Annotated in this window: 18 protein-coding genes and 1 pseudogene; 13 read left to right on the top strand and 6 right to left on the bottom strand. The window is 45.4% G+C overall.

What is annotated here, in order from left to right; translation table 11 throughout:
• Nucleotides 1–9 precede the first annotated feature (9 nt).
• Nucleotides 10–1,458, top strand: coding sequence for a decarboxylating NADP(+)-dependent phosphogluconate dehydrogenase (gnd, locus tag AB4167_RS18115; protein WP_017059712.1), 1,449 nt, complete (start codon nucleotides 10–12; stop codon nucleotides 1,456–1,458).
• A gap of 138 nt (nucleotides 1,459–1,596) precedes the next feature.
• On the opposite strand, the pseudogene AB4167_RS18110 reads toward gnd, so the two are convergent.
• Nucleotides 1,597–1,803, bottom strand: a pseudogene (locus AB4167_RS18110) (metal-dependent phosphohydrolase); the annotation flags it as partial.
• Nucleotides 1,804–2,042: 239 nt separating this feature from the next.
• On the opposite strand from AB4167_RS18110, the gene AB4167_RS18105 reads away from it, so the two are divergent.
• The gene (locus AB4167_RS18105) at nucleotides 2,043–2,456 is read left to right on the top strand and encodes a VF530 family DNA-binding protein (protein WP_010438513.1); all 414 of its coding nucleotides are present in this window, start codon (nucleotides 2,043–2,045) and stop codon (nucleotides 2,454–2,456) included.
• 116 nt (nucleotides 2,457–2,572) lie between these two features.
• Here AB4167_RS18105 and AB4167_RS18100 read toward each other — a convergent pair whose 3' ends face one another.
• From AB4167_RS18100 to AB4167_RS18080, 5 genes are all read right to left on the bottom strand, one after another.
• Nucleotides 2,573–2,764, bottom strand: coding sequence for a hypothetical protein (locus tag AB4167_RS18100; RefSeq protein ID WP_017059711.1), 192 nt, complete (start codon nucleotides 2,762–2,764; stop codon nucleotides 2,573–2,575).
• 255 nt (nucleotides 2,765–3,019) lie between these two features.
• Nucleotides 3,020–3,778, bottom strand: a complete 759-nt coding sequence (locus AB4167_RS18095) for a sulfite exporter TauE/SafE family protein (RefSeq protein ID WP_229648233.1) — start codon at nucleotides 3,776–3,778, stop codon at nucleotides 3,020–3,022.
• 192 nt (nucleotides 3,779–3,970) lie between these two features.
• Nucleotides 3,971–5,491, bottom strand: coding sequence for a tripartite tricarboxylate transporter permease (locus AB4167_RS18090; protein ID WP_012603793.1), 1,521 nt, complete (start codon nucleotides 5,489–5,491; stop codon nucleotides 3,971–3,973).
• 10 nt (nucleotides 5,492–5,501) lie between these two features.
• Nucleotides 5,502–6,002: a tripartite tricarboxylate transporter TctB family protein gene (locus AB4167_RS18085; RefSeq protein ID WP_004733594.1), complete on the bottom strand. Its 501-nt coding sequence runs from the start codon at nucleotides 6,000–6,002 to the stop codon at nucleotides 5,502–5,504.
• 245 nt (nucleotides 6,003–6,247) lie between these two features.
• Nucleotides 6,248–7,219, bottom strand: coding sequence for a tripartite tricarboxylate transporter substrate binding protein (locus tag AB4167_RS18080; protein WP_009846588.1), 972 nt, complete (start codon nucleotides 7,217–7,219; stop codon nucleotides 6,248–6,250).
• A gap of 450 nt (nucleotides 7,220–7,669) precedes the next feature.
• Between AB4167_RS18080 and AB4167_RS18075 the strand changes: the two genes are divergently transcribed.
• The 11 genes from AB4167_RS18075 to AB4167_RS18025 all read left to right on the top strand — a co-directional run bounded on the left by AB4167_RS18075 (nucleotide 7,670) and on the right by AB4167_RS18025 (nucleotide 23,678).
• Entirely contained in the window at nucleotides 7,670–10,843 is a 3,174-nt protein-coding gene (locus AB4167_RS18075; protein WP_372136873.1) for an HD domain-containing phosphohydrolase, read from the top strand.
• A 392-nt stretch (nucleotides 10,844–11,235) separates the two neighbouring features.
• Nucleotides 11,236–11,955: a GntR family transcriptional regulator gene (locus tag AB4167_RS18070; RefSeq protein ID WP_372136880.1), complete on the top strand. Its 720-nt coding sequence runs from the start codon at nucleotides 11,236–11,238 to the stop codon at nucleotides 11,953–11,955.
• 96 nt (nucleotides 11,956–12,051) lie between these two features.
• On the top strand, nucleotides 12,052–12,948 hold the full coding sequence (gene prpB, locus AB4167_RS18065) for a methylisocitrate lyase (protein ID WP_372136872.1): 897 nt from the start codon (nucleotides 12,052–12,054) through the stop codon (nucleotides 12,946–12,948).
• A 146-nt stretch (nucleotides 12,949–13,094) separates the two neighbouring features.
• Nucleotides 13,095–14,321: a 2-methylcitrate synthase gene (gene prpC, locus AB4167_RS18060; RefSeq protein WP_372136871.1), complete on the top strand. Its 1,227-nt coding sequence runs from the start codon at nucleotides 13,095–13,097 to the stop codon at nucleotides 14,319–14,321.
• A gap of 101 nt (nucleotides 14,322–14,422) precedes the next feature.
• Entirely contained in the window at nucleotides 14,423–17,059 is a 2,637-nt protein-coding gene (gene acnD / locus AB4167_RS18055) for a Fe/S-dependent 2-methylisocitrate dehydratase AcnD (RefSeq protein ID WP_372136870.1), read from the top strand.
• Between the two features lie 9 nt (nucleotides 17,060–17,068).
• Complete coding sequence (gene prpF, locus AB4167_RS18050) at nucleotides 17,069–18,241, top strand: 2-methylaconitate cis-trans isomerase PrpF (RefSeq protein ID WP_372136869.1); 1,173 nt, start codon at nucleotides 17,069–17,071, stop codon at nucleotides 18,239–18,241.
• A gap of 118 nt (nucleotides 18,242–18,359) precedes the next feature.
• Nucleotides 18,360–20,264, top strand: coding sequence for a propionyl-CoA synthetase (locus AB4167_RS18045; protein WP_372136868.1), 1,905 nt, complete (start codon nucleotides 18,360–18,362; stop codon nucleotides 20,262–20,264).
• Between the two features lie 147 nt (nucleotides 20,265–20,411).
• Nucleotides 20,412–20,858, top strand: coding sequence for a hypothetical protein (locus AB4167_RS18040; protein WP_050648228.1), 447 nt, complete (start codon nucleotides 20,412–20,414; stop codon nucleotides 20,856–20,858).
• A gap of 236 nt (nucleotides 20,859–21,094) precedes the next feature.
• On the top strand, nucleotides 21,095–21,496 hold the full coding sequence (locus tag AB4167_RS18035) for a glycine zipper domain-containing protein (protein ID WP_017062298.1): 402 nt from the start codon (nucleotides 21,095–21,097) through the stop codon (nucleotides 21,494–21,496).
• A 203-nt stretch (nucleotides 21,497–21,699) separates the two neighbouring features.
• Nucleotides 21,700–22,179 (top strand): GNAT family N-acetyltransferase, encoded by a 480-nt coding sequence (locus AB4167_RS18030; protein ID WP_009846623.1) that lies wholly within the window; start codon nucleotides 21,700–21,702, stop codon nucleotides 22,177–22,179.
• Nucleotides 22,180–22,265: 86 nt separating this feature from the next.
• Nucleotides 22,266–23,678, top strand: coding sequence for an NUDIX domain-containing protein (locus tag AB4167_RS18025; protein WP_372132267.1), 1,413 nt, complete (start codon nucleotides 22,266–22,268; stop codon nucleotides 23,676–23,678).
• The last annotated feature ends 74 nt before the right edge of the window (nucleotides 23,679–23,752 follow it).

Below are 23,752 nucleotides of genomic sequence, written 5' to 3'. Positions count from 1 at the left end.
GATAAAATAATGAAAGGTGATATCGGTGTAATTGGCCTAGCAGTAATGGGTCAGAACCTTATCCTAAACATGAACGACCACGGCTTCAAAGTTGTGGCTCATAACCGTACTGCTGCTAAAGTAGACGAGTTCCTAGAAGGCCCAGCTAAAGGTACTAACATTGTTGGTGCTTACTCTCTAGAAGAGCTAGTTGAGAAGCTAGAAGCGCCACGTAAAGTGATGCTTATGGTTCGTGCTGGTGACGTTGTAGACACGTTCATCGAAAACCTAATCCCACTTCTAGACGAAGGCGACATCATCATTGATGGTGGTAACACTAACTACCCAGACACTAACCGTCGTGTAGCGCATTGTCGTGAGAAAGGCATCCACTTCATCGGTACTGGTGTATCTGGTGGTGAAGAAGGTGCTCGTTTCGGTCCTTCAATCATGCCAGGTGGTGCGGCTGAAGCTTGGGAAGCGGTTAAGCCAATCTTCCAAGGTATCTCGGCAAAAACTGACGCTGGTGAGCCTTGCTGTGACTGGGTTGGTAACGACGGTGCTGGTCACTTCGTTAAGATGGTACACAACGGCATCGAATACGGTGACATGCAGCTTATCACTGAAGCATACCAGTTCATGAAAGATGGCCTAGGTATGTCTGCTGACGAGATGCAAGCAGTATTCGCTGACTGGAACAAGACTGAGCTAGACAGCTACCTAGTTGAAATCACTGCTGACATCCTTGGCTACAAAGATGAAGACGGTGAAGCGCTAGTTGAGAAGATCCTAGACACTGCAGGCCAAAAAGGTACGGGTAAGTGGACGGGTATCAACGCACTAGACCTAGGTATCCCACTGACTCTAATCTCTGAGTCTGTATTCTCTCGTTGCCTGTCTGCTCTTAAAGACCAACGTGTTGAAGCTGAAGCTTTGTTTGAGAAGACAATCACTCCAGTTGAAGGCGACAAGCAAGAGTGGGTTGATGCACTACGTCAAGCTCTACTGGCTTCTAAGATCATCTCTTACGCTCAAGGTTTCATGCTAATGCGTGAAGCGTCGAACGAAAACGGCTGGGACCTAAACTACGGTAACGTAGCGCTAATGTGGCGTGGTGGTTGTATCATCCGTTCTGCATTCCTAGGCAACATACGTGATGCGTACGAAGCAAACCCAGACATCGCGTTCCTAGGTTCTGACGAGTACTTCAAAAACATCCTACAAGGCAGCCTAGTGGCATGGCGTAAAGTAGCAGCGAAATCTCTAGAGTCTGGTATCCCAATGCCATGTACGATTTCTGCGCTATCTTTCCTAGACGGTTACACAACTGCACGTCTACCAGCGAACCTGCTTCAAGCTCAACGTGACTACTTCGGTGCTCACACTTACGAGCGTACTGACCGTCCACGTGGTGAATTCTTCCACACAAACTGGACTGGTACAGGCGGCGATACTGCTTCTACAACTTACGACGTATAATCGTTAGTTAGAATCAGTTAAGAACCTTGTTGTTCTTATTAGCTGTAAACTAGAAAACAAAAGGATGCCAACTGGCATCCTTTTTTGTTGGTTTGCGTATTTTTAGATGGTCACTTCAAACACACAACTAATTATCGCTTAGGCGGTCATGATATGTGGTTGTACATCGTCGTTGTATTGATCTCGAATGGCCATAAAGCTGTCTAGGTTTTGTTTAGGCGCTTCAACCCACTCTGGGTCAAACATTGAACCAGTGTTTGCTTCTATATAGGCCATCACCTCATTCAGTGACCAAGCGTGTTTATAGGCTCTTTTACTCATTAACGCATCGAATACGTCTGCCAGTTAATAGCGTATGCGCTATTGCTTAACTAAAGTGCTGTTAATGATGATCTGGACGTTAAATAACCATTTTAAAATTAAATGAAAAGATAAATAGGATAACGCACATGCTTTATGCCATCATAAAGACATAAACAAGGGCAATGGAAATAATGCCCAAATGATTGAGCTAGAAGCGGTCAGTGATGACGGTGTTCTAGAGTAAATTCAAGGCCTTTAGTTGCCTTGAAAAAGGTAATGTTATGACTGAAGAAGAAAGAATCGAACTGCAACAAAATAACCCGCTACACGGCTTAAAGCTTGAAACCATGATCACTGAATTAGTGGATCATTATGGTTGGGAAATTTTAGATGCGGCAATGCGTATGAACTGCTTTAACACTAAGCCTACAGTGGCAAGCGCAGTTAAATACCTGAAGAAAACCGAATGGGCTCGTGAGAAGGTTGAAAACTTCTACCTTTACCGTTTCAAGCGCATGCCTAAAGCATCGGACATCGAATACCAGATGCCTCCGCGTTCACGTACATTCCGCCATGGGCTAGAGCCTCGTGAGCCAATGGAACTAACGGTTGAGTCTATCCACGCTTCTCAAGCTAAAGCTGCGTCTGCATTTAAAGAGCGCCGCGGCGGTAACGGTCGTAACTTCCGTCGTTAATAAGAAGGCGTCGTTAGATAAGGCGTCGACGATTAGTACGCCTAATTAGATAAGCGAAAAACACAAAAGGAGCCTATGAGCTCCTTTTTTAATGCGTTCGATTAAACCGTAATTGGCTAAGCTTCGCGGTTCTTTCTTTGATTCTTCCAAAGATCGGTGACATAAACGATCGCACTGACCAGTAAGAATAGCGCTGACACAGAAAACAGAGCGGGCATTTTTAAGATCCACGCGAATGTGGCAGCAAGAAAAGCGACAAAGCAAATGAGTCGACTTGATGACATGACATGACCGAGTTTAGTGTTCATAACGCCTCCTAATGAAGTCTCACTTTCGACAGGAGAATTATCCTACCTTTGGCAAAATAAAGGCTAAAAAACAGTCTAAATTGTTATCAAATTTACTAATTAAAGGACTCGTCTCACACATATCGACACGGTTATTTTATAAGTAATAAAATAGCGAGATAGGTAATGCGAGAGTCAGTTTTCCCGCTGTGTTTTCCAGTTAGAATTAGATTCAGTTTCGGGTTTAATTAGTGTCAAACTGACTTAGCATAAAACCTAGTTTTTATAGAAAAAGTAAGCGGTGATTAAGAAACTCGCGATGATCACTGTATTACGAACATATTGTTGTGGGATGCGGCGAGAGACTTTTGCTGAATAATAACCACCAACCAATGTACCCAATAATACAGCCATGCCAGACGGCCAATTAATCGAACCATTTACGATAAAAAACACGATCGCTGCGAGGGAAGCACACGCGGACACGAGCAGTTTGATGCCATTCATCACGTTGATGTTGGTGTAACCAGCCAGCGCCAAATAGCTCAATGTCACAATGCCCAAACCTGCATTAAAATACCCACCGTAGATACAGACAATCAAAAGTAATAAAGCGGAAAAGAATGCGCCTGCGCTAGTGGCGTGCTTATGTTTTGCTGTAGCTTGTTTAAGCCATTTATTGAGCGTGCCGCCAAACGTGAAAAGCAGAGCAGCATACAGCAACAGCCAAGGGACAGATTGAGTGAACAGAGCTTCTGGTGTGTGCAGCAGTAAAAATGCCCCGATACCACCGCCAATCACACATAAAGCTATAGTCAGTTTTAGCTGCTTAGTACCAGATTGAATTTCGTGGCGCAGAGCGTAGGCTCCGCTAATGTATCCAGCACACGAAGCAAAGGTATTGGTCGCGTTGGCTGCTATTGGTGGAACGCCAGCAAATAACAAAGCAGGGAAAGTGATGAAGCTGCCGCCACCCGCAATGGAGTTAAGCACACCGCCAACCACCCCTGATAAGAATAGAATCAACCAATCCATAGTTTTAGAATCCAATACGTTAACTAACTGGTTACCTTACTTGAATTTGTTATGAATATCAGCGCCATGTGTGTTGTAAAGATAGGTTTGTGAGTTTGCTACCATCTTTAACCGCTGGTTTTAATTGAGGCTTTAAATGAAAAAAGGAGCCAATGGCTCCTTTCGTTGAGGTTTAGTTGATTCGATAAAGCTTTACACTTCTACTGGCTTCGCTCTAAAACTCTTAAATAGTTTCACTAGAATCGGGCTAGACAGCACCAATACCGCCAGAATAGTGAAGGTCATCGTAATAGGGCGTTCCCATAAGAAGTTCAACTCACCATCGCTGATCATCAATGCTCGTCTTAAGTTCTCTTCCATCAAGCCGCCCAATATGAAGCCTAACAGTAATGGTGCCAATGGGAAGTTGGCTAGCCTTAATGCTATCGCAGCCATCGCTACCAGTAGCATCACAAATACGTCCATCGTGTTGAATGACACCAAGTACACGCCAGTGATTGAGAAGAAGATAATCATTGGCAGTAGAACCGTTCTAGGTACCGCTAGCAGTTTAGAAATATATGGGATCAACGGTAGGTTTAAGATAACCAGCACGATGTTGCCAAAGTACATCGAGATAATCACCGACCAAAATACGTCTGGGTGTTCAACGAACAAGCGAGGACCAGGCTGAATACCGTAGGCAATCAATGCACCAAGCATAATCGCAGTTGTACCAGAGCCCGGAATACCCAGCGTTAGTAGCGGAACGAATGAACCACTTGAAGCGGCGTTGTTTGCTGATTCAGGAGCAACAAGACCACGGATACTGCCTTTACCGAACTCTTTCTGCTTGTCTTTTGGCGCGAGGCTACGCTCCATACCGTAACTTAGGAATGCCGCAATAGTGGCACCTGCGCCCGGTAGAACACCGGTAAAGAAACCGAGAATAGAAGATCGAATTGAAACTGGTGCCACTTCTTTGAACTCTTCTTTGGTGACCTTCATGCTACCAATATCCGACATCTTTTGGCTTTCTTCCGCGCTGGTGTCTTGCTCTGGTTTTAGAATACCCATTAAAGTCTCACCTAAAGCGAAGGTTGCCATAGCAAGAAGTAGGAAACTAAAGCCATCCATCAGGTCTGTTAGACCAAACGTGAAACGCTCAACACCAACGCCTTTGTCGATGCCAACAGTAGACAGCATCAAACCAAGAATGGTCATCATCCATGCCTTGATTACCTGACCTGGGCCCGCAAACGCCGCTACTGCCGATAAACCTAACAACATCAACGCAAAGTAGTCTGAAGACTGGAAGCTCAGTGACACGCTTGCTAGAGCCGGTGCGGCAATCAAAAGCATGATTGCCGAAAGCGTGCCGCCAGTGAAAGAAGAGTAAGCTGCGAGTGCAAGTGCTTTACCAGCTTGGCCTTTTTGTGCCATCGGGTAGCCATCGAATGCGGTTACTACTGTTGAAGAACAACCCGGAGCGTTGATTAATATTGATGACGTCGAGCCACCAAATACAGCGCCGTAGTACACACCAGCCATCAAGATTAGGCCAGAAGAAGGGTCTAGGCCGTATGTAATCGGGATCATCAACGCGATTGCTGAAATTGGACCGAGTCCCGGTAGCATCCCAATAAAGGTACCAACAAAACAGCCAACAATTACCATCATGATGTTCATTGGCATCACGGCGGTCGAAAGTCCTTGTAAAATTCCGTCTAACATAATGTTATCCCTACCAAAGAGTGAAGATTAAACCAGGCTCTAGGTAGATATCTAAGCCTTGAGTTAATAAAAGAAAGAACGCGATAACGAAAGGAAACGACGCGCCAAATAAGACAGCTTTGCGGCGCTCACCCAGTAGGTAAAAGCCTGCAAGTAAGAAGAAGCTGGTTGCTAAAACAAAGCCAAGATAAGTCAGCCCAACACCGTACAGAGCCATTAACACCAAGAAGCCAATAAGCAGTTTCCAGTTCAGCGGCGTAGTGTCGCATGTGACTTTTTTATCCGGCTGTCCGGTTATAAGCAGGATCAACGAAAGGCCAATGCCGATAAACGTTAGCAGGATAGGTAAGGTTCTTGCTGTGAAGGGTTCGTACTCGTCACCGGGGAACAAAGGAATCAGCGTGGTTTGGTAGCCATAGCATAAACACGCAAGCATAAAGAGCATGGCTCCGATGCGATCCTTCGAAAGCAAAGATTCCTTACTCAGAAATTTGGTTGGTAAGTCCGACATATCCAACTCCATTTGGGGTGGTATAAAAAGTAAAAAAGCCGTACATGAGCGAGTCAATGAAATGTCTGGGATCACTAACCAAAGGTAAGCGAATTACGGTACTGGTTTATCAGCCACTTGCGTTTACAACGAATCGGCAAGCGTTAGTAATACGTCTACGAATAAACAAAGGAGTTTGAAGTTAACTCATGCACGGCGAAACAAGGAAAGAGTAAGAGGGCACATAGGCCCTCTATGGTTGTTGGTTATTTCAAGAAACCAAGCTCACGCATTAGGTCGCCCATCTGTTTTTCTTGATCTTCTAAGAAGGCGTAAAAATCTTTGTCAGCTTTGTAGTTGTCGATCCAACCGTTACGGTCACGAACCACTTGCCACTCATCGGTTTTGTACATTTTGCCAAGCGCTACATTCCACTCGTCGATCTTCGCTTGGCTTGTGCCTGGTGCCGCAAAGAAACCACGCCAGTTAGCGAATACGGTTTCGTTGCCGTACTCAGTCAGTGTTGGGATGTTAGGTGCAGCGTCAAGACGCTTTGGCGCCGTCACAGCAAGCACTTTTACTTGGCCAGATTTAGACATCTCTAGCACTTCACCAAGGCCAGTAGAAAGCAGCTGTGTTTCGCCAGAAAGCAGTGCTGCCATCGCTTTACCGCCAGCATCGTAGGCAATGTAACGCACTTTTTTAGCATCAAAACCTTCGCCTTTGAACGCTGCCGCAACCACAAGGTGGTCCATGCTGCCACGAGCTGAGCCGCCAGCAATTTTTACTTTACGTGGGTTGCTTTCGAACTCTTTAACGACGTCTTCCCAAGTGTTGTACTTAGAATCCGCAGATGCGACGATTGCACCGTAATCGGCAATGGTTGCTGCTACAGGAGTTAGGTCACGGAAAGATTGTGGGAAGATCCCCGTTAGTGAACGAACAACGATAGGCGTTGAGTTCACCATTAGCGTGTCTTCTTGGCGTTGAGCCGTTTCGATTAGGTGAGCAATAGCTTTACCGCCACCACCACCAGAAAGGTTTTGGAAAGAGACATTTTCTACGATGTCTGATTTCACCAATACATCACCCGTACCACGAGCTGTCATATCCCAACCGCCACCAGCGCCGCCAGGGATTAGGAAGTGGATTTTCTCTACGTCAGCAGCAAAAGTGTTGAAAGAAAAGGTTGCTGCGATGATAGAAGCCGCAAGAGTAGGTTTCAGTGCCTTGAACATGGTTCACGTTCCTTATGTAGGGGATCTCTTCAATGGAGAGAAACTTATGTTTTATTTCCAGCTACTAAACAGATGAGTAGGATATTGCTTAGTAGATGACGTTAAGGTTAACGGTGTGTTAACGAAATGTCTGTAATGCGGTGATATTGAGAATAAAGAACATTGGATTAATATTGTTCATAAAGTTCGCGGGGAGGTGGCTGTAGGATTCTTCTAGCAATAATAACTAGGTTTTTCTTGAGTTTATGTGAACAATTCTTTTGACTGTTGGTCGCTTTATACTGCTGTGTATCATTAAAGAGGGTACTTATTGCGACACAAAGAGTGATATGGAGAGGCGCTCTTTAATATATAGAGTAATATGTTGCTAGGTGTGCAGTGCTACTGTAATAATATGATTATAGCTGGCACGTTACATTTCTGAGCTAGTGGTTATTCAAGGATCGAATAATGACAGACAAAAAAATTTCGTTACGATTTACTGTTGGAGGAATGTTTTTACTCGCGACATTTCTTACCGCTGTTGTTGCGGTTTCACTGCAATATTACTTCAGTAAAAAAATGGCGACTGAGAATACCCTATCAAAGTTGACGATGGTGTCCCAAGAGCTGAGTAACTATATCGGCGCGGTTGATTCTGACGCAGCCAATACGGCGCGTTTACTTTCTTCAGTGAAACGTTCTATAAGTAACAAAATATCGAAAGAAGAGTCGCGTAGTATTCTTTCAGAAGCAATTAAAGATAACCCTCTCTTTTATAGTATTTACATTGGCTCATCTAATGAAAACTTCTTCCAAATTATTAATCTAGAATCTGCCCCTGTCGTTAGAGAAAAAATCGGTGCACAACAAAAAGACCGTTGGGTTGTGGTTGAGATTCATAATATAGGGGAGGAGCGCGTCCGTACGACGAAATATTTTGACCAAGAGTTTACGCTAAGAAACTCAACTACGGAGCAGAGCAACTACCTTCCAACAACCAGGCCTTGGTATGTTTCTGCCAATGTTCAGTCGGTCGAAAAAACTCAGCCATATCTTTTCCAGCATTTACAAATTACCGGGCAAACTTATTCTTTAGCGTTTGATTCGAAAATCGAATCTGAAGTTCAACATGTGATTGGTATTGATATTGTGTTGTCTTCTTTAGCTAGCAAACTATCAGGTACGGCGCTTGGCTTAGCAGAAGACAGTAAGGTTGAGTCTTTCTTATATTCGAAATCGGGTAATATTATTGCGTCTAACCTCAAGGTTAACAATCAGGAATCAGAGTTTGATGTATCAACATTGATGCTATCGTCTGAGCAGCAAGCCTTGATTAACGATACCCCTCCGCTGTTAGTGTCTAATCAAAATGATTGGGGGCCGATGGACTTTTCAGTGGCGGGAAAACCAAACGGCTATGCGATAGACCTTCTTAAAATGATTGGTGAGATGACAGGGATCAGGTTTGAATTTGTTAATGGTTTCTCTTGGGGCGAGCTTGTCAGTAAGTTTCAAGAAGGAAGTATTGATGGCCTGCAATCGGTTCAACATTATAAAAATAATGGCATAGATGGCCTATACACGACTCCAATTTATGAATTGCCATTTTCTATCGTGACAAGGGTCGGCGCGAAGGTTGTCACTAATTATGCCGAGCTTGAGGGTAAAAAAGTTGCCATTTTATCTGGGTGGTCAATTATTCCTAAGTTGAGAGAGGATTTTCCGAACATTGATTTAGTTGAATTTGAAAACCTAGAGTCTGCATTTAATTCAATTGAAAGCGAAGAGAACTTTGCTTTCTTAGAAGCAGAACCCGTACTCTCGTTTGCATTAGATAGGTTTTTCCAGCCAGGCCTTGTTGTCAATGGGACTCTAGAAGATCTAAAACAGAACTACTCAAACCAATTCCATTTGGTGCTGCAGAGCAAGCATAAACAATTGCTCCCAATCATTGATCAAGCTATCAGTAAGTTAAGTGGTGAACAACTTGATGCCTTAGCGAAAAAGTGGCTGCATGATACCGGCTTTAATACGAATACGACGGTTCCTTATACTGAACTTTATGATTTGACTAAGGAAGCAACGGTTGAAGGCAGTATGGTAAGGGTAGAGTTGAATGGCGAGATCAAGCATCTCTATTTAAAGAAAATAGACACGGGCGAACACTACTCTGAGTATTTTGCGGTATTGATTCCCGAATCTGAAGTCTTCAGTACAGTCAATAAACGTCTAGCAACCTCTGTTGGTGTAACGGTGTTACTGATGAGTTTGACGTTGCCTATTGCTTGGGTTTTTGGTGCGCCGATAGTGCATCCAATTCGCCAATTAGAGGAAGAGACTCATAAGGTTAAGCTGCGTGATTATGACAACGTGACAATTCTTGATACTCGAATCAAAGAAGTGTGGGAATTATCTGTTGCTGTAAAAGAGATGGCTATGGAGATTAAACGACATGAACAGATGCAAGAGGCGTTTGTTGAGTCGTTTATCAAGCTCATCGCTCAAGCGATCGATGATAAGTCCGCTTATACGGCAGGGCATTGTAATCGTGTACCAGAACTCGGCTTGATGCTGGCTGACGCGGCGGAACAATCGCAGTCTGAGCACTTCAAAGACTTTGAGTTTAAAAATGATGACGAACGCCGTGAGTTTAGAATTGCGGCTTGGCTTCATGATTGTGGCAAGATCACGACACCGGAACACATCGTCGATAAAGGTACGAAGTTAGAAGCGAACTACAACCGAATCCACGAGGTGAGAACTCGATTTGAAGTACTTTGGCGTGATGCGGAAATCACCGCTTTGAGAAAACAACTTGATGGTACGCTATCAACGCAACTGATAGCCGATGAACTTACGGCAACGAAGCAGCAGCTACAAGATGACTTTGCCTTTATCGCTACGTCGAACGTTGGTGGTGAGTTCATGAGTGATGACAAAGTCACTCGTATTCGCTCGATTGCTGAGACGACCTGGACGCGTCACTTTGATGATCAACTTGGTCTATCACCGATAGAGGCAATGAATCGAGAGCCGAGTTCAAGTTTACCAGCCACAGAACCACTTTTGAGTGATAAGCCAGAGCACATAGTGAAAAGAGATAGGCCGTTAGAATTTGACCCGAAACATCAAATTAAAATGGATGTGCCTGAGCACTTATACAACCTAGGCGAAGTCTACAATCTGAGTATTGCACGCGGTACATTGACTGCTGAAGATAGATTTAAGATAAACGAGCACATGCTTGGCACGATTAAGATGCTTGAGAACCTGCCATTCCCGAAAGAGCTAAGTCGTGTTCCTCGCTACGCTTCAACTCACCATGAAACACTTAAAGGTACAGGGTATCCAAGGAAGCTGACTGGTGATGACCTCTCAATCCCAGAACGTATTCTGGTGATCTCTGATATTTTTGAGGCATTAACCGCTGCAGATAGGCCTTATAAGAAGGCTAAGCCAATCAGTGTTGCTGTCGACATCATGTATAAAATGGCATTGGACGAGCATCTCGATATCGAACTGTTTAGATTGTTCTTAACCAGCGGTACTCACCTGCGTTATGCAGAAGAGTATCTGAAGCCGGAACAAATTGATTTCGTTGATATCAGCAAATACCTAGATGTTACTCGTCAGATTGCTTGAGTAAAGGTGGCTTGTTAGAACGGGGTCTATGAATGAAAGGCGCACATGAGTGCGCCTTTTTTATATCTGTTTATCGGTGAGCTGGTGGATAGATACGAAGGGGGCTGCTTTTGACAAGTTTCGGCTATAAGTTGTCGACATATCGATTTCAAATGATTTTAGGGTAGATAGGGGGTTAGTGACTCTTACTCTGATTAAATCGATAAATAACAGATGGTTGAGTTGTTTGTAGTGTCCTTTTGGATTAGTTTTAATCGTCTATGAAAAATACTACCTTAGTCTAGATTGTCGACAATTGGCTTGATTGTCGACAATTCAATCGTGTATTTTATGTTCATGTTATGAAATTGTTGACAATTAAGGTTCAGCAATCAGAAGTGAGCAGCGTGAATATGAATACTGCGATAAAAGATCTCAGCTTAAATGCAAACACGAAAACACGTGTTAGCGATAAAGAGAACACTAAATCAGAAAATCTCACTGAGTATCTCGTTGAGGCGATTGTTAACGGTGAATTAGCACCGGGCAGTAAGATCTCGGAGCCTGAACTGGCTAAACGCTTTGAGGTAAGCCGAGGCCCATTACGTGAAGCGATAATGCGTGTTGAAGGGCTTGGCTTGATTGAACGCATTCCTCATGTAGGGGCTCGAGTTATTACTTTTTCGGCAGACAAACTACTCGAGTTGTACGCGGTGCGAGAGGCTTTGGAAGGCATGGCGGCTCGACTCGCAGCGAGACATATCACACAAGAAGAGCTTGTCGGGCTTGAAGGGTTATTGTCGACACATTCAAAGCATATCGATGAAGTAGAAGGTTCTTCTTACTTTCATCAACATGGGGATTTTGATTTCCATTACCGCATTATCAAAGCGAGTCGCAACAGCAAACTCATTTCGTTGTTGTGTGACGAGCTTTATCACTTATTACGCATGTATCGCTATCAATCGCCTAGAGCACAGTCTCGACCAAAAGAGGCGCTTGATGAACATAAATATATCCTACAAGCAATTCGTAACCGTGATGAAGAGCTAGCAGAAATGCTAATGCGAAGACACATCTCGGGTAGCCGATTGCTTATAGAGCAACAAATTCAATCCAAAGATCTTGATTAACTGGCGACTGGTATTTGCCAGCGGTTCTTCGCTGGCGAGAGCTAAACATCAGTAGTCATAAAGATTAGAAATTAACAATTAACAAGGAGCGTCATTATGAAGTTATCAGCAGGAGCTAAGTTCCGACAAGCTGTGCAAGACAACGACCCATTGCAGATCGTCGGCACGGTCAATCCGTACTGCGCGATGATGGCAAAGAACTTGGGGCATCAGGCGATCTATTTGTCTGGCGGAGGCATCGCCAATGCGTCTTATGGGTTGCCTGATTTAGGCATCACCACATTGAACGATGTGTTGGTAGATGTTGAACGTATTACCAACGCGTGTGATCTGCCATTGCTGGTGGATATCGATACGGGATTTGGTGGCGCATTCAATATTGCACGTACGATTCGCGCTATGGAGAAGGCAGGCGCAGCAGCAATCCATATGGAAGACCAAGTGGCCCAGAAACGCTGTGGTCATCGACCAAATAAAGCGATTGTAAGTCAGCAAGAGATGGTCGATAGAGTCAAAGCGGCAACCGATGCTAGAACCGATGACAGCTTTGTGATTATGGCGCGTACGGATGCATTGGCGGTTGAAGGCATTGATAGCGCAATTGAGCGAGCGATAGCTTGTGTTGAAGCGGGCGCAGACATGATCTTCCCTGAGGCGATGAATCAACTCGATCAATACGTGAAGTTCTCGGCAGCGCTGAAATCTGCAACGGGTAAGCACGTGCCTATTCTCGCGAACATCACTGAGTTCGGCCAAACACCACTCTACAACTGTAACGAGTTGGCCCAATCAAGTGTCGACATGGTGCTTTACCCATTGAGTGCGTTCCGTGCGATGAACAAAGCGGCGGAGAATGTTTACAAGCACTTGTTAGTTGAAGGCAATCAAGAAGCTCTGTTGGATTCAATGCAAACCCGAAAAGAGCTTTACGAACACCTGAATTACCACCACTACGAGAATAAGCTTGATCAGTTGTTTTCAAGCGAAGGGTAAACCAGTTTCAATTAATCAAAAATCAACTTAATCCAATAACGTGAAATGGTTAGTCGCCATATCCAGTACCGATGATAAAGATCATCGGACACATAAACAGGCAGCACCAAAGAGTGCAGGCGGCTAACACAGAAAAGGAGTTCACCATGTCTGTATCTTTGAGTGATAAAGCAGCTGTCGATAAGGCTTCAACAGAAAACCAACAACAAAGCGCAAAAACAGCAAGTGCACCAGTAAGCGCACCAGTAAGCGCACCTGCAATCGGTGGTGCTGGTCTACGTGGCCAAAGTGCGGGAACCACTGCGCTATGTACCGTAGGCCAGTCAGGAACGGGTTTAACCTACCGTGGCTATGACATAACCGACCTTGCTGTTCATGCTAAGTTCGAAGAAGTGGCGCATCTGCTACTAAGAGGTCACTTACCCACTGAAAAAGAGCTCGATGACTACAAAGCCTTGTTAGTTGGTCTGCGCGGCTTGCCTCAACCTTTGAAAGCGGCCTTAGAACTGATCCCTGCAGACGCTCATCCAATGGATGTGATGAGAACGGGTTGTTCAATGCTAGGTAATCTAGAGCAAGAGACTGATTTTTCTGAGCAACTGCCCGCGACTGAACGAATGCTCGCGCTTTTCCCTGCCATTATTTGTTATTGGTACCGCTTTAGCCATGATGGCGTGCGAATTGATACTGAAGATCAAAGTGAAGCCTGTCTGGGTGGCTACTTCTTGAAAATGCTAACGGATAAAACACCTAGTGAACTTCATAAGAAGGTGATGCACTGCTCGCTAACCCTGTATGCGGAACATGAGTTTAATGCTTCGACTTTTGCCGCTCGTGTTTGTGCATCAACGTTGTCTGATATCCATTCGTGCGTCACCGCAGCGATTGGTACGTTGAGAGGTCCTTTACATGGCGGTGCGAATGAAGCGGCGATGGAAATGATCCAAGATTGGCAAACGGCTGATGAAGCAGAAACTAACATCATGCAGATGCTTGCTAACAAAGACAAAATCATGGGCTTCGGTCATGCCATTTATCGTGAGAGCGATCCACGAAACGCCTTAATCAAGCATTGGTCAAAAGAGCTAGCTCAAGAGGTGGGTGATAAACAGCTTTATGCCGTTTCAGAGCGTGTTGAAGCGGTTATGAAGCGCGAGAAAGGACTGTTCTGTAATGCTGACTTCTTCCATGCGTCGGCTTATCACTTCATGGACATCCCAACCAAACTGTTTACGCCAATCTTCGTGATGAGCCGCCTTACGGGTTGGACAGCACACGTGTTCGAACAAAGAGAAAACAATCGCATCATTCGTCCAAGTGCAGACTACACCGGGCCAGAGCATCAAGACTGGCTACCTATTCATCTACGTTAGCCCTCTATAACGAGCCGACTTATATCTTGAGGTGACTTCCGTCTTCATACGACAAGGCCTCAAGAAACAACGAATAGAATTTAACAGATAATGGTGGATGTATGTCTGATGTAAAACTTGAACAAGCTCAGTACCTTGATAAAAATCAGTACCGGAAACTTTTACCCGGAACCCATTTAGAGTATTTCGATGCTTGCGAAGCGGTAGAAGCGATATCTCCAGGCAGTTATAAAACCTTGCCTTATACGTCGAGAGTATTGGCAGAGCAGTTAGTAAGATGCTGTGATCCTGAAACCCTTGAAGACAGCTTAAAACAGATCATTGAACGTAAGAGCGACTTAGATTTTCCTTGGTATCCTGCGCGCGTTGTATGTCATGACATTCTTGGTCAAACAGCCCTAGTAGATTTGGCTGGATTAAGAGACGCGATTGCCGACCAAGGCGGAGACCCTGCCAAGGTAAACCCAGTGGTCGAAACCCAACTGATTGTTGATCACTCTCTGGCAGTGGAACACGCAGGCTTTGATAGCGAAGCCTTTGATAAAAACCGCGCGATTGAAGAGCGCAGAAACGAAGACCGTTTTCATTTTATTGAATGGTGTAAAACCGCGTTTAAAAACGTGAGTGTGATCCCTGCTGGTAACGGGATCATGCACCAGATTAACTTGGAGAAAATGTCTCCGGTTATTCAATCTAAAGAAGGCATCGCTTTCCCTGATACCTGTGTTGGTACCGATAGCCATACACCGCACGTTGATGCTCTGGGCGTTATTGCGATTGGTGTGGGCGGCTTGGAAGCTGAGACAGTGATGCTAGGTCGTCCGTCGATGATGCGATTGCCTGATATTGTCGGCGTTAAACTGACGGGTCAGAGACAAGAAGGGATAACTGCAACGGATATTGTGCTTGCGATTACTGAGTTCCTTCGCAATGAGAGAGTGGTCTCAAGCTATTTGGAATTCTTCGGTGAGGGGGCTCGTGCACTGACCATTGGTGACCGCGCAACAATATCTAACATGACGCCAGAATATGGTGCGACAGCGGGTATGTTCTATATCGATGAGCAGACTATTCAATACCTGAAACTCACTGGTCGAGAGCCTGAGCAGGTTGAACTAGTCGAACGCTACGCCAAGCAAACCGGGCTATGGGCTGACGATCTCGATTCTGCTCAATATGAGCGTGTATTAGAGTTTGATTTATCGAAGGTCGAGCGCAATCTTGCAGGGCCATCCAATCCCCATCGTCGTTTGCCAACTAGAGAGCTGGCTGAACAAGGCATCAGTCAAGCATCTTGGAAAGAGCAGCATGCTAAGGAGTACAGCGATGATCAGATGCCCGATGGTGCCGTAATCATTGCGGCAATTACTTCTTGTACCAACACCAGCAACCCAAGAAACGTGGTCGCCGCAGCATTAGTGGCTAAGAAAGCCAATCAGCTTGGATTAGTTCGTAAGCCGTGGGTGAAAACGTCATTTGCTCCAGGTTCTAAAGTTGCCAAGCTCTATCTTGAGTCGGCAGGTTTGCTACCTGAGCTGGAACAATTAGGCTTCGGTATCGTCGGTTATGCGTGTACTACCTGTAACGGAATGAGTGGGGCGTTGGATCCTACAATCCAACAAGAGATCATCGACCGCGACCTGTACTCAACTGCTGTGTTGTCAGGGAATCGAAACTTTGATGGTCGAATCCATCCCTATGCCAAACAAGCGTTTTTAGCCTCACCGCCGTTGGTGGTTGCTTACGCGTTGGCTGGCACGATTCGCTTTGATATCGAGAAAGACAGCTTAGGCACCGACAACAATGGTAAGCCAATCTACTTAAGTGATTTATGGCCGAGTGATGCAGAGATCGATGCCGTTGTCGGTGAGCACGTAAAGCCTCAGCAATTCCAACAAATCTACGTGAAAATGTTCCAGCCAGACGAGGAACAGGTGACGACTGAACCGCTTTATGACTGGCGACCTCAAAGTACCTATATTCGCAGACCACCTTATTGGGAAGGTGCTCTTGCGGGAGAGCGAAGCCTTTCAGGGATGAGACCTTTAGCGATTCTGGGTGACAACATCACTACGGATCACTTATCCCCTTCAAATGCGATTCTCGCTTCGAGCGCAGCGGGGGAATACCTCACCAAAATGGAAGTGCCGGAAGAGGACTTTAACTCTTACGCGACCCATCGAGGCGATCACTTAACCGCGCAACGAGCAACATTCGCCAACCCTAAGCTGTTTAACGAAATGGTGAAGGACGCTGGAGAAGTCGTGCAAGGTTCATTAGCAAGAGTTGAACCTGAAGGTCAAGTTACGCGAATGTGGGAAGCGATAGAAACCTACATGAACCGTAAACAGCCTTTGATTGTCGTGGCGGGTGCCGATTATGGACAAGGTTCATCACGTGACTGGGCAGCCAAAGGTGTGCGTCTAGCGGGTGTTGAAGTGATTGTTGCTGAAGGGTTTGAACGAATCCACAGAACCAACTTGGTTGGCATGGGCGTGCTGCCTTTGCAATTCAAAGCGGGGACCAATCGCAACACCTTAGAACTGGACGGCACCGAACTTTACGACGTGTACGGTGACATTGAAGCAGGTTCTGATTTGGCTCTAGTCATCACTCGTAAAAACGGTGAAAAGCTTGATGTGCCAGTAACCTGCCGACTAGACACCGCTGACGAAGTGAATGTGTACAGCGCTGGTGGCGTATTGCAACGTTTCGCTAAAGACTTTCTCGCCCAGTAGGAGCTTGTGATGAACACTAAACAGATAAAAGTGCGTGCGACCTATATGCGAGGCGGGACGAGCAAAGGCGTTTTCTTCAACCTAAGTGATTTACCTGAATCAGCTCAAGTTGCTGGAGAGTCGAGAGATAAGTTGTTGCTGAGAGTAATTGGCAGTCCAGATCCTTATGGTAAACAAACCGATGGCATGGGTGGCGCAACATCCAGTACCAGTAAAACTGTTATTGTTTCGAAAAGCAGTAAAGCCGATCACGATGTTGATTACCTATTCGGCCAAGTAGCAATAGACAAGCCGTTCGTTGATTGGAGCGGTAACTGCGGTAATCTGTCTGCTGCCGTAGGCCCATTTGCTATTCATAGTGGCCTAGTCGACTCGAATCGTATTCCAGAAAACGGTGTGGTCGAGGTGCGAGTATGGCAAGTGAACATAGAGAAAACCATTATTGTTCATGTGCCAATCGCTGGTGGCGAAGTTCAAGAGTTAGGTGATTTTGAACTCGACGGTGTGACTTTCCCCGCCGCTGAGATCCAAGTTGATTTCCTAGACCCCGCCGATGCGAGCGGCTCTATGTTCCCAACAGGGAATATTGTCGATTTTTTAGATGTTCCAGATCTGGGTTGCATCAAAGCAACATACATTAATGCAGGGATACCCACCATTTTTGTTGATGCTGAATCGGTTGGTTACCAAGGCACTGAACTTCAATCAGATATCAATAGTGATACCAAAGCCTTGGCTCTGTTTGAATCCATACGAGCACATGGTGCAGTAGCGATGGGTCTTATTGATTCTTTAGAACAAGCTGAATCACGTCAACATACACCTAAAGTCGCGTTTGTTGCTAAGCCTCAAGCGTACCAAGCCTCCAGTGGCAAATCGGTTGCTGTCGAAGGTACTGACCTTCTGGTGCGTGCTTTGTCTATGGGACAACTGCATCACGCCATGATGGGTACGGCAGCGGTCGCCATTGCTTCAGCGGCGAGTGTTCCGGGTACGTTAGTGAACTTGGCAGTCGGTGAGGGTTCCCGAGATTTTGTGACCTTTGGTCACCCATCAGGAACCTTAAAAGTGGGTGCTAAAGCTATTCAGACGGAAAGCGGTTGGAAAATAGAACGGGCGATTATGAGTCGTAGTGCCCGAGTGATCATGGAAGGTGCCATCCGTGTGCCTTTTCCTAAGTAAAGCGATTGTCGTGAACGGTCAAATGTTCACGAACACAACGCTGAGAAAAGAGTGCACCCAAGTGACACAGCCAAAAGCAAGGCGCTTGGACTAATGGATAAATCATGGAGGAGGCACTATGTCTGCTACGAATCGAATGACTAGAAAAACAGATTATATCACCGAGTATCAATGGGCGAGGGAAGACCCCAATTCGTTCTGGGAAACGCAAGCACAAGCGATAGATTGGTTTGAACCACCAAAAACGATATTACAAACTGATGAGAATGGTATTGAGCGTTGGTTTCCTGATGGGGTGATGAACACCTGCTGGTTGGCGCTTGATTACCATTGTGAAAATGGCCGTGGTGGCAATACCGCGCTGATTTACGACTCTCCAGTTACAGGAACTCAATCCTCGTACACTTACAATCAATTGCGTGACCAAGTGGCTAAAGTCGCAGGCATGTTAGCCACGCAAGGCGTTACTAAAGGCGATCGTGTGGTGATCTACATGCCAATGATTCCTGAAGCGGCAATGGCAATGCTGGCTTGTGCTCGACTAGGCGCGGTTCACTCGGTGGTGTTTGGTGGCTTTGCCCCTCATGAATTAGCAGTTCGGATCGAAGATGCTGAACCAAAAGTGTTGATTACTGCCTCCTGCGGTGTCGAGATAAACAAGGTTCTGCCATACAAGCCAATGGTCGACAGGGCGATCATGGACAGCCGCTGGAAGCCTGAGAAAGTGGTGGTATTCCAAAGAGAGCAGTCTCTAGCCGAGTTGAACAACGAACGCGATGTACTTTGGCAACAAGCGGTTAGCGATGCATTGCCTCATGTGTGTGTGCCTGTTCTAGCGACTGACCCACTATACATATTGTATACATCAGGGACGACGGGTAAGCCAAAAGGCGTGGTGCGCGATAATGGTGGTCATGCGGTTGCAATGAAATACTCGATGAGCACTATTTACGATATGCCGCAAGATGGTGTGTTTTGGGCAGCTTCTGATGTCGGCTGGGTAGTGGGGCATTCTTATATTGTTTATGCACCATTGATTCATGGTTGTACGACTATTTTGTTTGAAGGCAAGCCAGTACGAACGCCAGATCCCGGCGCATTCTGGCGTGTGTGTGAAGAGTATAACGTCGATGTGTTATTTTCTGCGCCAACAGCGTTTAGAGCCATTAAGAAAGAAGATCCTGAAGGCGAGTTGCTCACCAAGTATGACTTATCATCGCTCAAGTCGATTTTCATGGCTGGCGAGCGCTTAGACCCGCCAACATTGGATTGGGTCGAGTCTCATACCAATAAACCGGTTATCGACCACTGGTGGCAAACCGAAACGGGTTGGGCTATTTCTGCCAATCCAACAGGGCTTGAATCTTTGCCTGTAAAAGCGGGTTCTTCAACCAAGCCAGTACCCGGTTACCAAGTGGAGATCCTCAATGAATTGGGTGAAATCGCACAAACGAATCAACAAGGGCTTGTGGCACTTAAACGACCATTGCCGCCTGGTTGTTTACCCACGGTATGGCGCAATCATGATCGGTTTGAATCCGGCTATTTGAGTCAGTTCCCGGGCTATTATGTTTCTGGGGACGGTGGCTATCTTGATGAAGATGGGTATCTATTTATCATGGGCCGTATCGACGATGTGATAAACGTAGCGGGACACCGTCTGTCGACGGGAGAAATGGAAGAAATCGTGGGTGGTCACCCAGCCATTGCAGAATGCGCGGTAGTCGGGATTCACGATGACTTGAAAGGACAACTTCCTTTAGGTCTAGTTGTGTTAAAAGATGGCGTAAAAGTCGATGGCATTGAGTTGCAAAGGGAATTGGTTGGCAAGGTTCGTAATGAGATCGGCGCGGTAGCTTGTTTTAAGCAAGCCTTGGTTGTTGAGAGGTTACCTAAGACACGCTCAGGTAAGATCTTACGTAGAACGATCCGGCAGATCGCAGAAGGTGAACAATATGTGGTGCCTTCAACTATTGACGACCCTACCAGCTTAACTGAAATTGCTGAAAAGCTCGGCAAATAGACGTCGCAGTTTAGGTAATCTCACCTTCGGCTTGTTGATTTATACATAATCCGGCGTGATGGTTTACCTAAACTCTACTTTATTCATCCGCTTATCCATTGCGTTTACTATGACCTCATTATGAATCCCACATATTGAGGTCTTTTTATGCGAGCTTACTTTTTGTTGATTGCTTTATTGGTCAGTGGTGCTGCTAGTGCCAGTATTTCAAAGGATGAAGCGAGTAGAGCATTGTTAGAACCTTTGAGTCATCCCAAGGTATTTAAATGTGTATCAAAGACTGGCGTCGATCTCTATCAAGCGGTTTTTGATATTGGTGTGGGATATGAAGCCGACCCTATTAACTCGAAGATGATCGTTAATTCAAGGAAAGGCCGCTACGAATATCAAATCTTAGGCGCAGTAAGGTCTGAAAGAGCTGGTGAAATTGTCGTGTTAACTCGCCATGTGGGAGACGGTGTTAAAGTTGCGGCTATGATTGATGACGAAAATGGCAAGATACTGGGGATCGGCGATAAAAATCATTATCGAGATTGTGGTGTTAGGCCACCACCTAGCGTAGCAAACATGCAAAACTTTTGGTCTAAAGGCTAAGAGATATGTGAAAGGCAAGAATTATAGAGAAAGCGCGATTGAGGCGACCTTATTGGTCGCCTTTTTTGTTGGTGAGGATAAAGCGAGCTCAAAGCTATATATCATTAATCAGTTATGCGATGGCTGAATAATACATAGCTGAACATGATGTATCGTCTAAACGTGGCTTTATTTATCTCATTAACGGCTCTGCTTAAGATGGTTCTACTCAAAACGAAGAACTAAGCGAGACTCCTATGAAATTCACTAAACCTTTTCTTTTAGCGACACTGATTGTGACTCTTTCTGGTTGCGCATCACCAGCAATGGATAACGAAAATGAGAATGCCGCACGTAATCGTGGTGCGGTAGGTGGTGCTTTATTAGGAGCAACAGCCGGCGCTCTAACTGGAGATGCGAGTTTAGCCGTTAAGGGCGCTGCATTAGGTGGTGTGACCGGTGGTGTTGCGGGTTCAATGAAAGATACGGACGATGCAAGAAACGCACAACGAACCCAAGTTACTGCTGATGGTCTAGCGCAAGACAATCGCACTGATGCAGAAAAGCGAGTTGCGGAAGTAGAGGCGGAAATTAAGCTTATTGAACTGGAACAACAGCTTGCTGATCTCAAAGAAGAGAAAGAAGATAACGGTGCATAAAGCTGAAGCTACAGCAAAAGCCATAGCTTCGATATTCGTTTAATTCAAAATCATTCAAACAGAATGGCCACGTAATGTGGCCGTTTTTGTATCTAAAATACACACTTCAAACAATGAATTAATTCAATAACTTGTATAGATACTCACGCCAAGTAAACTAGACTCAGTTTAGATATTAATTTGGTTTGAGAAGCGCAATAGTCATGAATGTCACCTTAAGGGCCGCAAAGCACGCGGATTTAGAACAACTTAACGAGTTAATGTTCGATCTCCACCATCACCACCACCTTGCTAGCCCAGAGCACTTTAAAACGGCAGAAGAGATTGAGCAGGAAAAAAGCATTGCACGATACTTGGATGACCCTGAATGTTTGGTTTATGTGGCATTAAAAGGAGAGCTCATTGTTGGCTTTATCTCTGGGCATTTTTGTGAGCTTATCTCAACGGTCAGCAAACCAGTGCCGATGGGAAGTGTCGATGAACTGTTTGTCTTGCCTGATTATCGAAAAGAATCGATTGCTGAAAAGTTGTTTAACAAAGTTGAAAGTACTTTTGATGATTATGGGGTTGAACAAGTCTTTGTAGAAGTTTGGGACTTTAACTCGCCTGCCAAGGACTTCTATCAAAAAATGGGGTTCACACCTCACATTCAATGGATGAGGAAGGCTTTGCACAAAACGTAGACAGCGATTTTGTGTGGCTTTGATTACAATAGTTCAACTGCAACAGCAGTCTTCAATATTCTTCTATTAATTTTTAGGTAAACTCGTTGGTTATTCGATATTTATTAGTTTTCATACTGTCTCTTTTGAGTACTACTTCCGCTTGGGCAAACGACACTTTGCCCGATCATATCGCGGGCGCCTTGTGTGTAGTACGTGCTGATAACCAAATCGTGTTGGTTGATGAGTTGATCACCGGTCAATTGTCTCTACCGGGAGGCACTGTTGTTTCAGGTGAGCCGCCAGCCGTCGCGGCGCAACGTGAAACGTGGGAAGAGGCTGGTTTGTCGGTAACGGTCGGTGATGTGCTAGGTTATACCGACAGTGCCGTCGTGTTTGATTGTATTTCTGACTCTGAAGTGATCAGTTACAAGGCTCGAAATGAGTTAGGTGGCTTTGAGCTGCCGATTTGGTTTGCTCCTCATTATGGCGTGGAAGTCAGCCGAGCGATGTTACTTCCTCCTACTGAATTGCAAGATCACCAATACCGCTACCCAGAACAGTGGTCTGAGATTAACGAGCTGTTTTTATCTGCGACAGATCAACCGGTGACGTATGTGACTGAGCTGGTGGGCGCGGCACCCAAAGTCCATCAAGTTGAATTAAATTGGATTGTGTCACTTCAAAACACGTTCGATAAGATGCCAAGCGTATTTGCGAATACTGTGCTTTTGACTGACTTGTTGGCCAAGCCATGGGTCTTCATTGTGATATTGCCGTTAATTGCTTGGTACTTTGGCCGTAACTTCGCGTTGAAGTTTTGCTTCACTTTGATCTCGGTGACACTACTTACTTTAATCGCGCACCAAGGTTTTGGTTTTCCACGTCCACACGCTTACATGCCAACATTGAAACTGGTGATGAGCAGTGGGTATAGTTTTCCAAGTCTGTTGGCTGCCTTGTGGGTCAGTTTAACCTTGTTAGTCTTTTGGAAACTAAAGCGCCTCTTGGAGCAAAAAGCCATTCTGGTAGTGCTCGCTGGCCTGCTGTGGATCATGCTATTTAAGTCTTATTCAGGTAGTGCGTTTTTTAGTGATGTATTAATGGGTGGCGTATTAGGCGCTTTAACGACGTGGCATATCGTGAGATTAGACGCGAAACCGGATGTTGATATTAGCGCCTTATTGAGTTCTAAAGGTGTTTGGTGGGCATTGTGCTTACTGTCGATTGTTCTGACGGTGATATGGCCACTGCCAACATTCTCATTCTGGGTGGCGATTTTGATGACGATTGCATGCCTAGTGACGTTAACAGACTCGAAACCTTTGGTTGGTCAGTTCTCATTCAAGATCGTTCTTGGAGTGATGGCGATGTTGTTAGCGGGAAATCTGCTGATTAGCTGGGCTGGAAGCTTTGTCTCTTTCAGCGGTATTGCTTCATTTATTGTTGAAACGTTACGTTTCCCAATCTTGATTCTGTTTGGTGTGGTGGCATTTCGTCTGCCATGGAAAAGAGAGTAGGCGAACCGACTAATATAAAATCAAAAAAGGCTGTGCAGTGCACAGCCTTTGTCATTGTGCGCCGAGCATGGCGT

The organism is Vibrio sp. 10N.286.49.E11 (assembly GCF_041469505.1).
Classification (GTDB): domain Bacteria; phylum Pseudomonadota; class Gammaproteobacteria; order Enterobacterales; family Vibrionaceae; genus Vibrio; species Vibrio crassostreae_C.
This window is presented reverse-complemented; position numbering and strand designations above follow the sequence as displayed.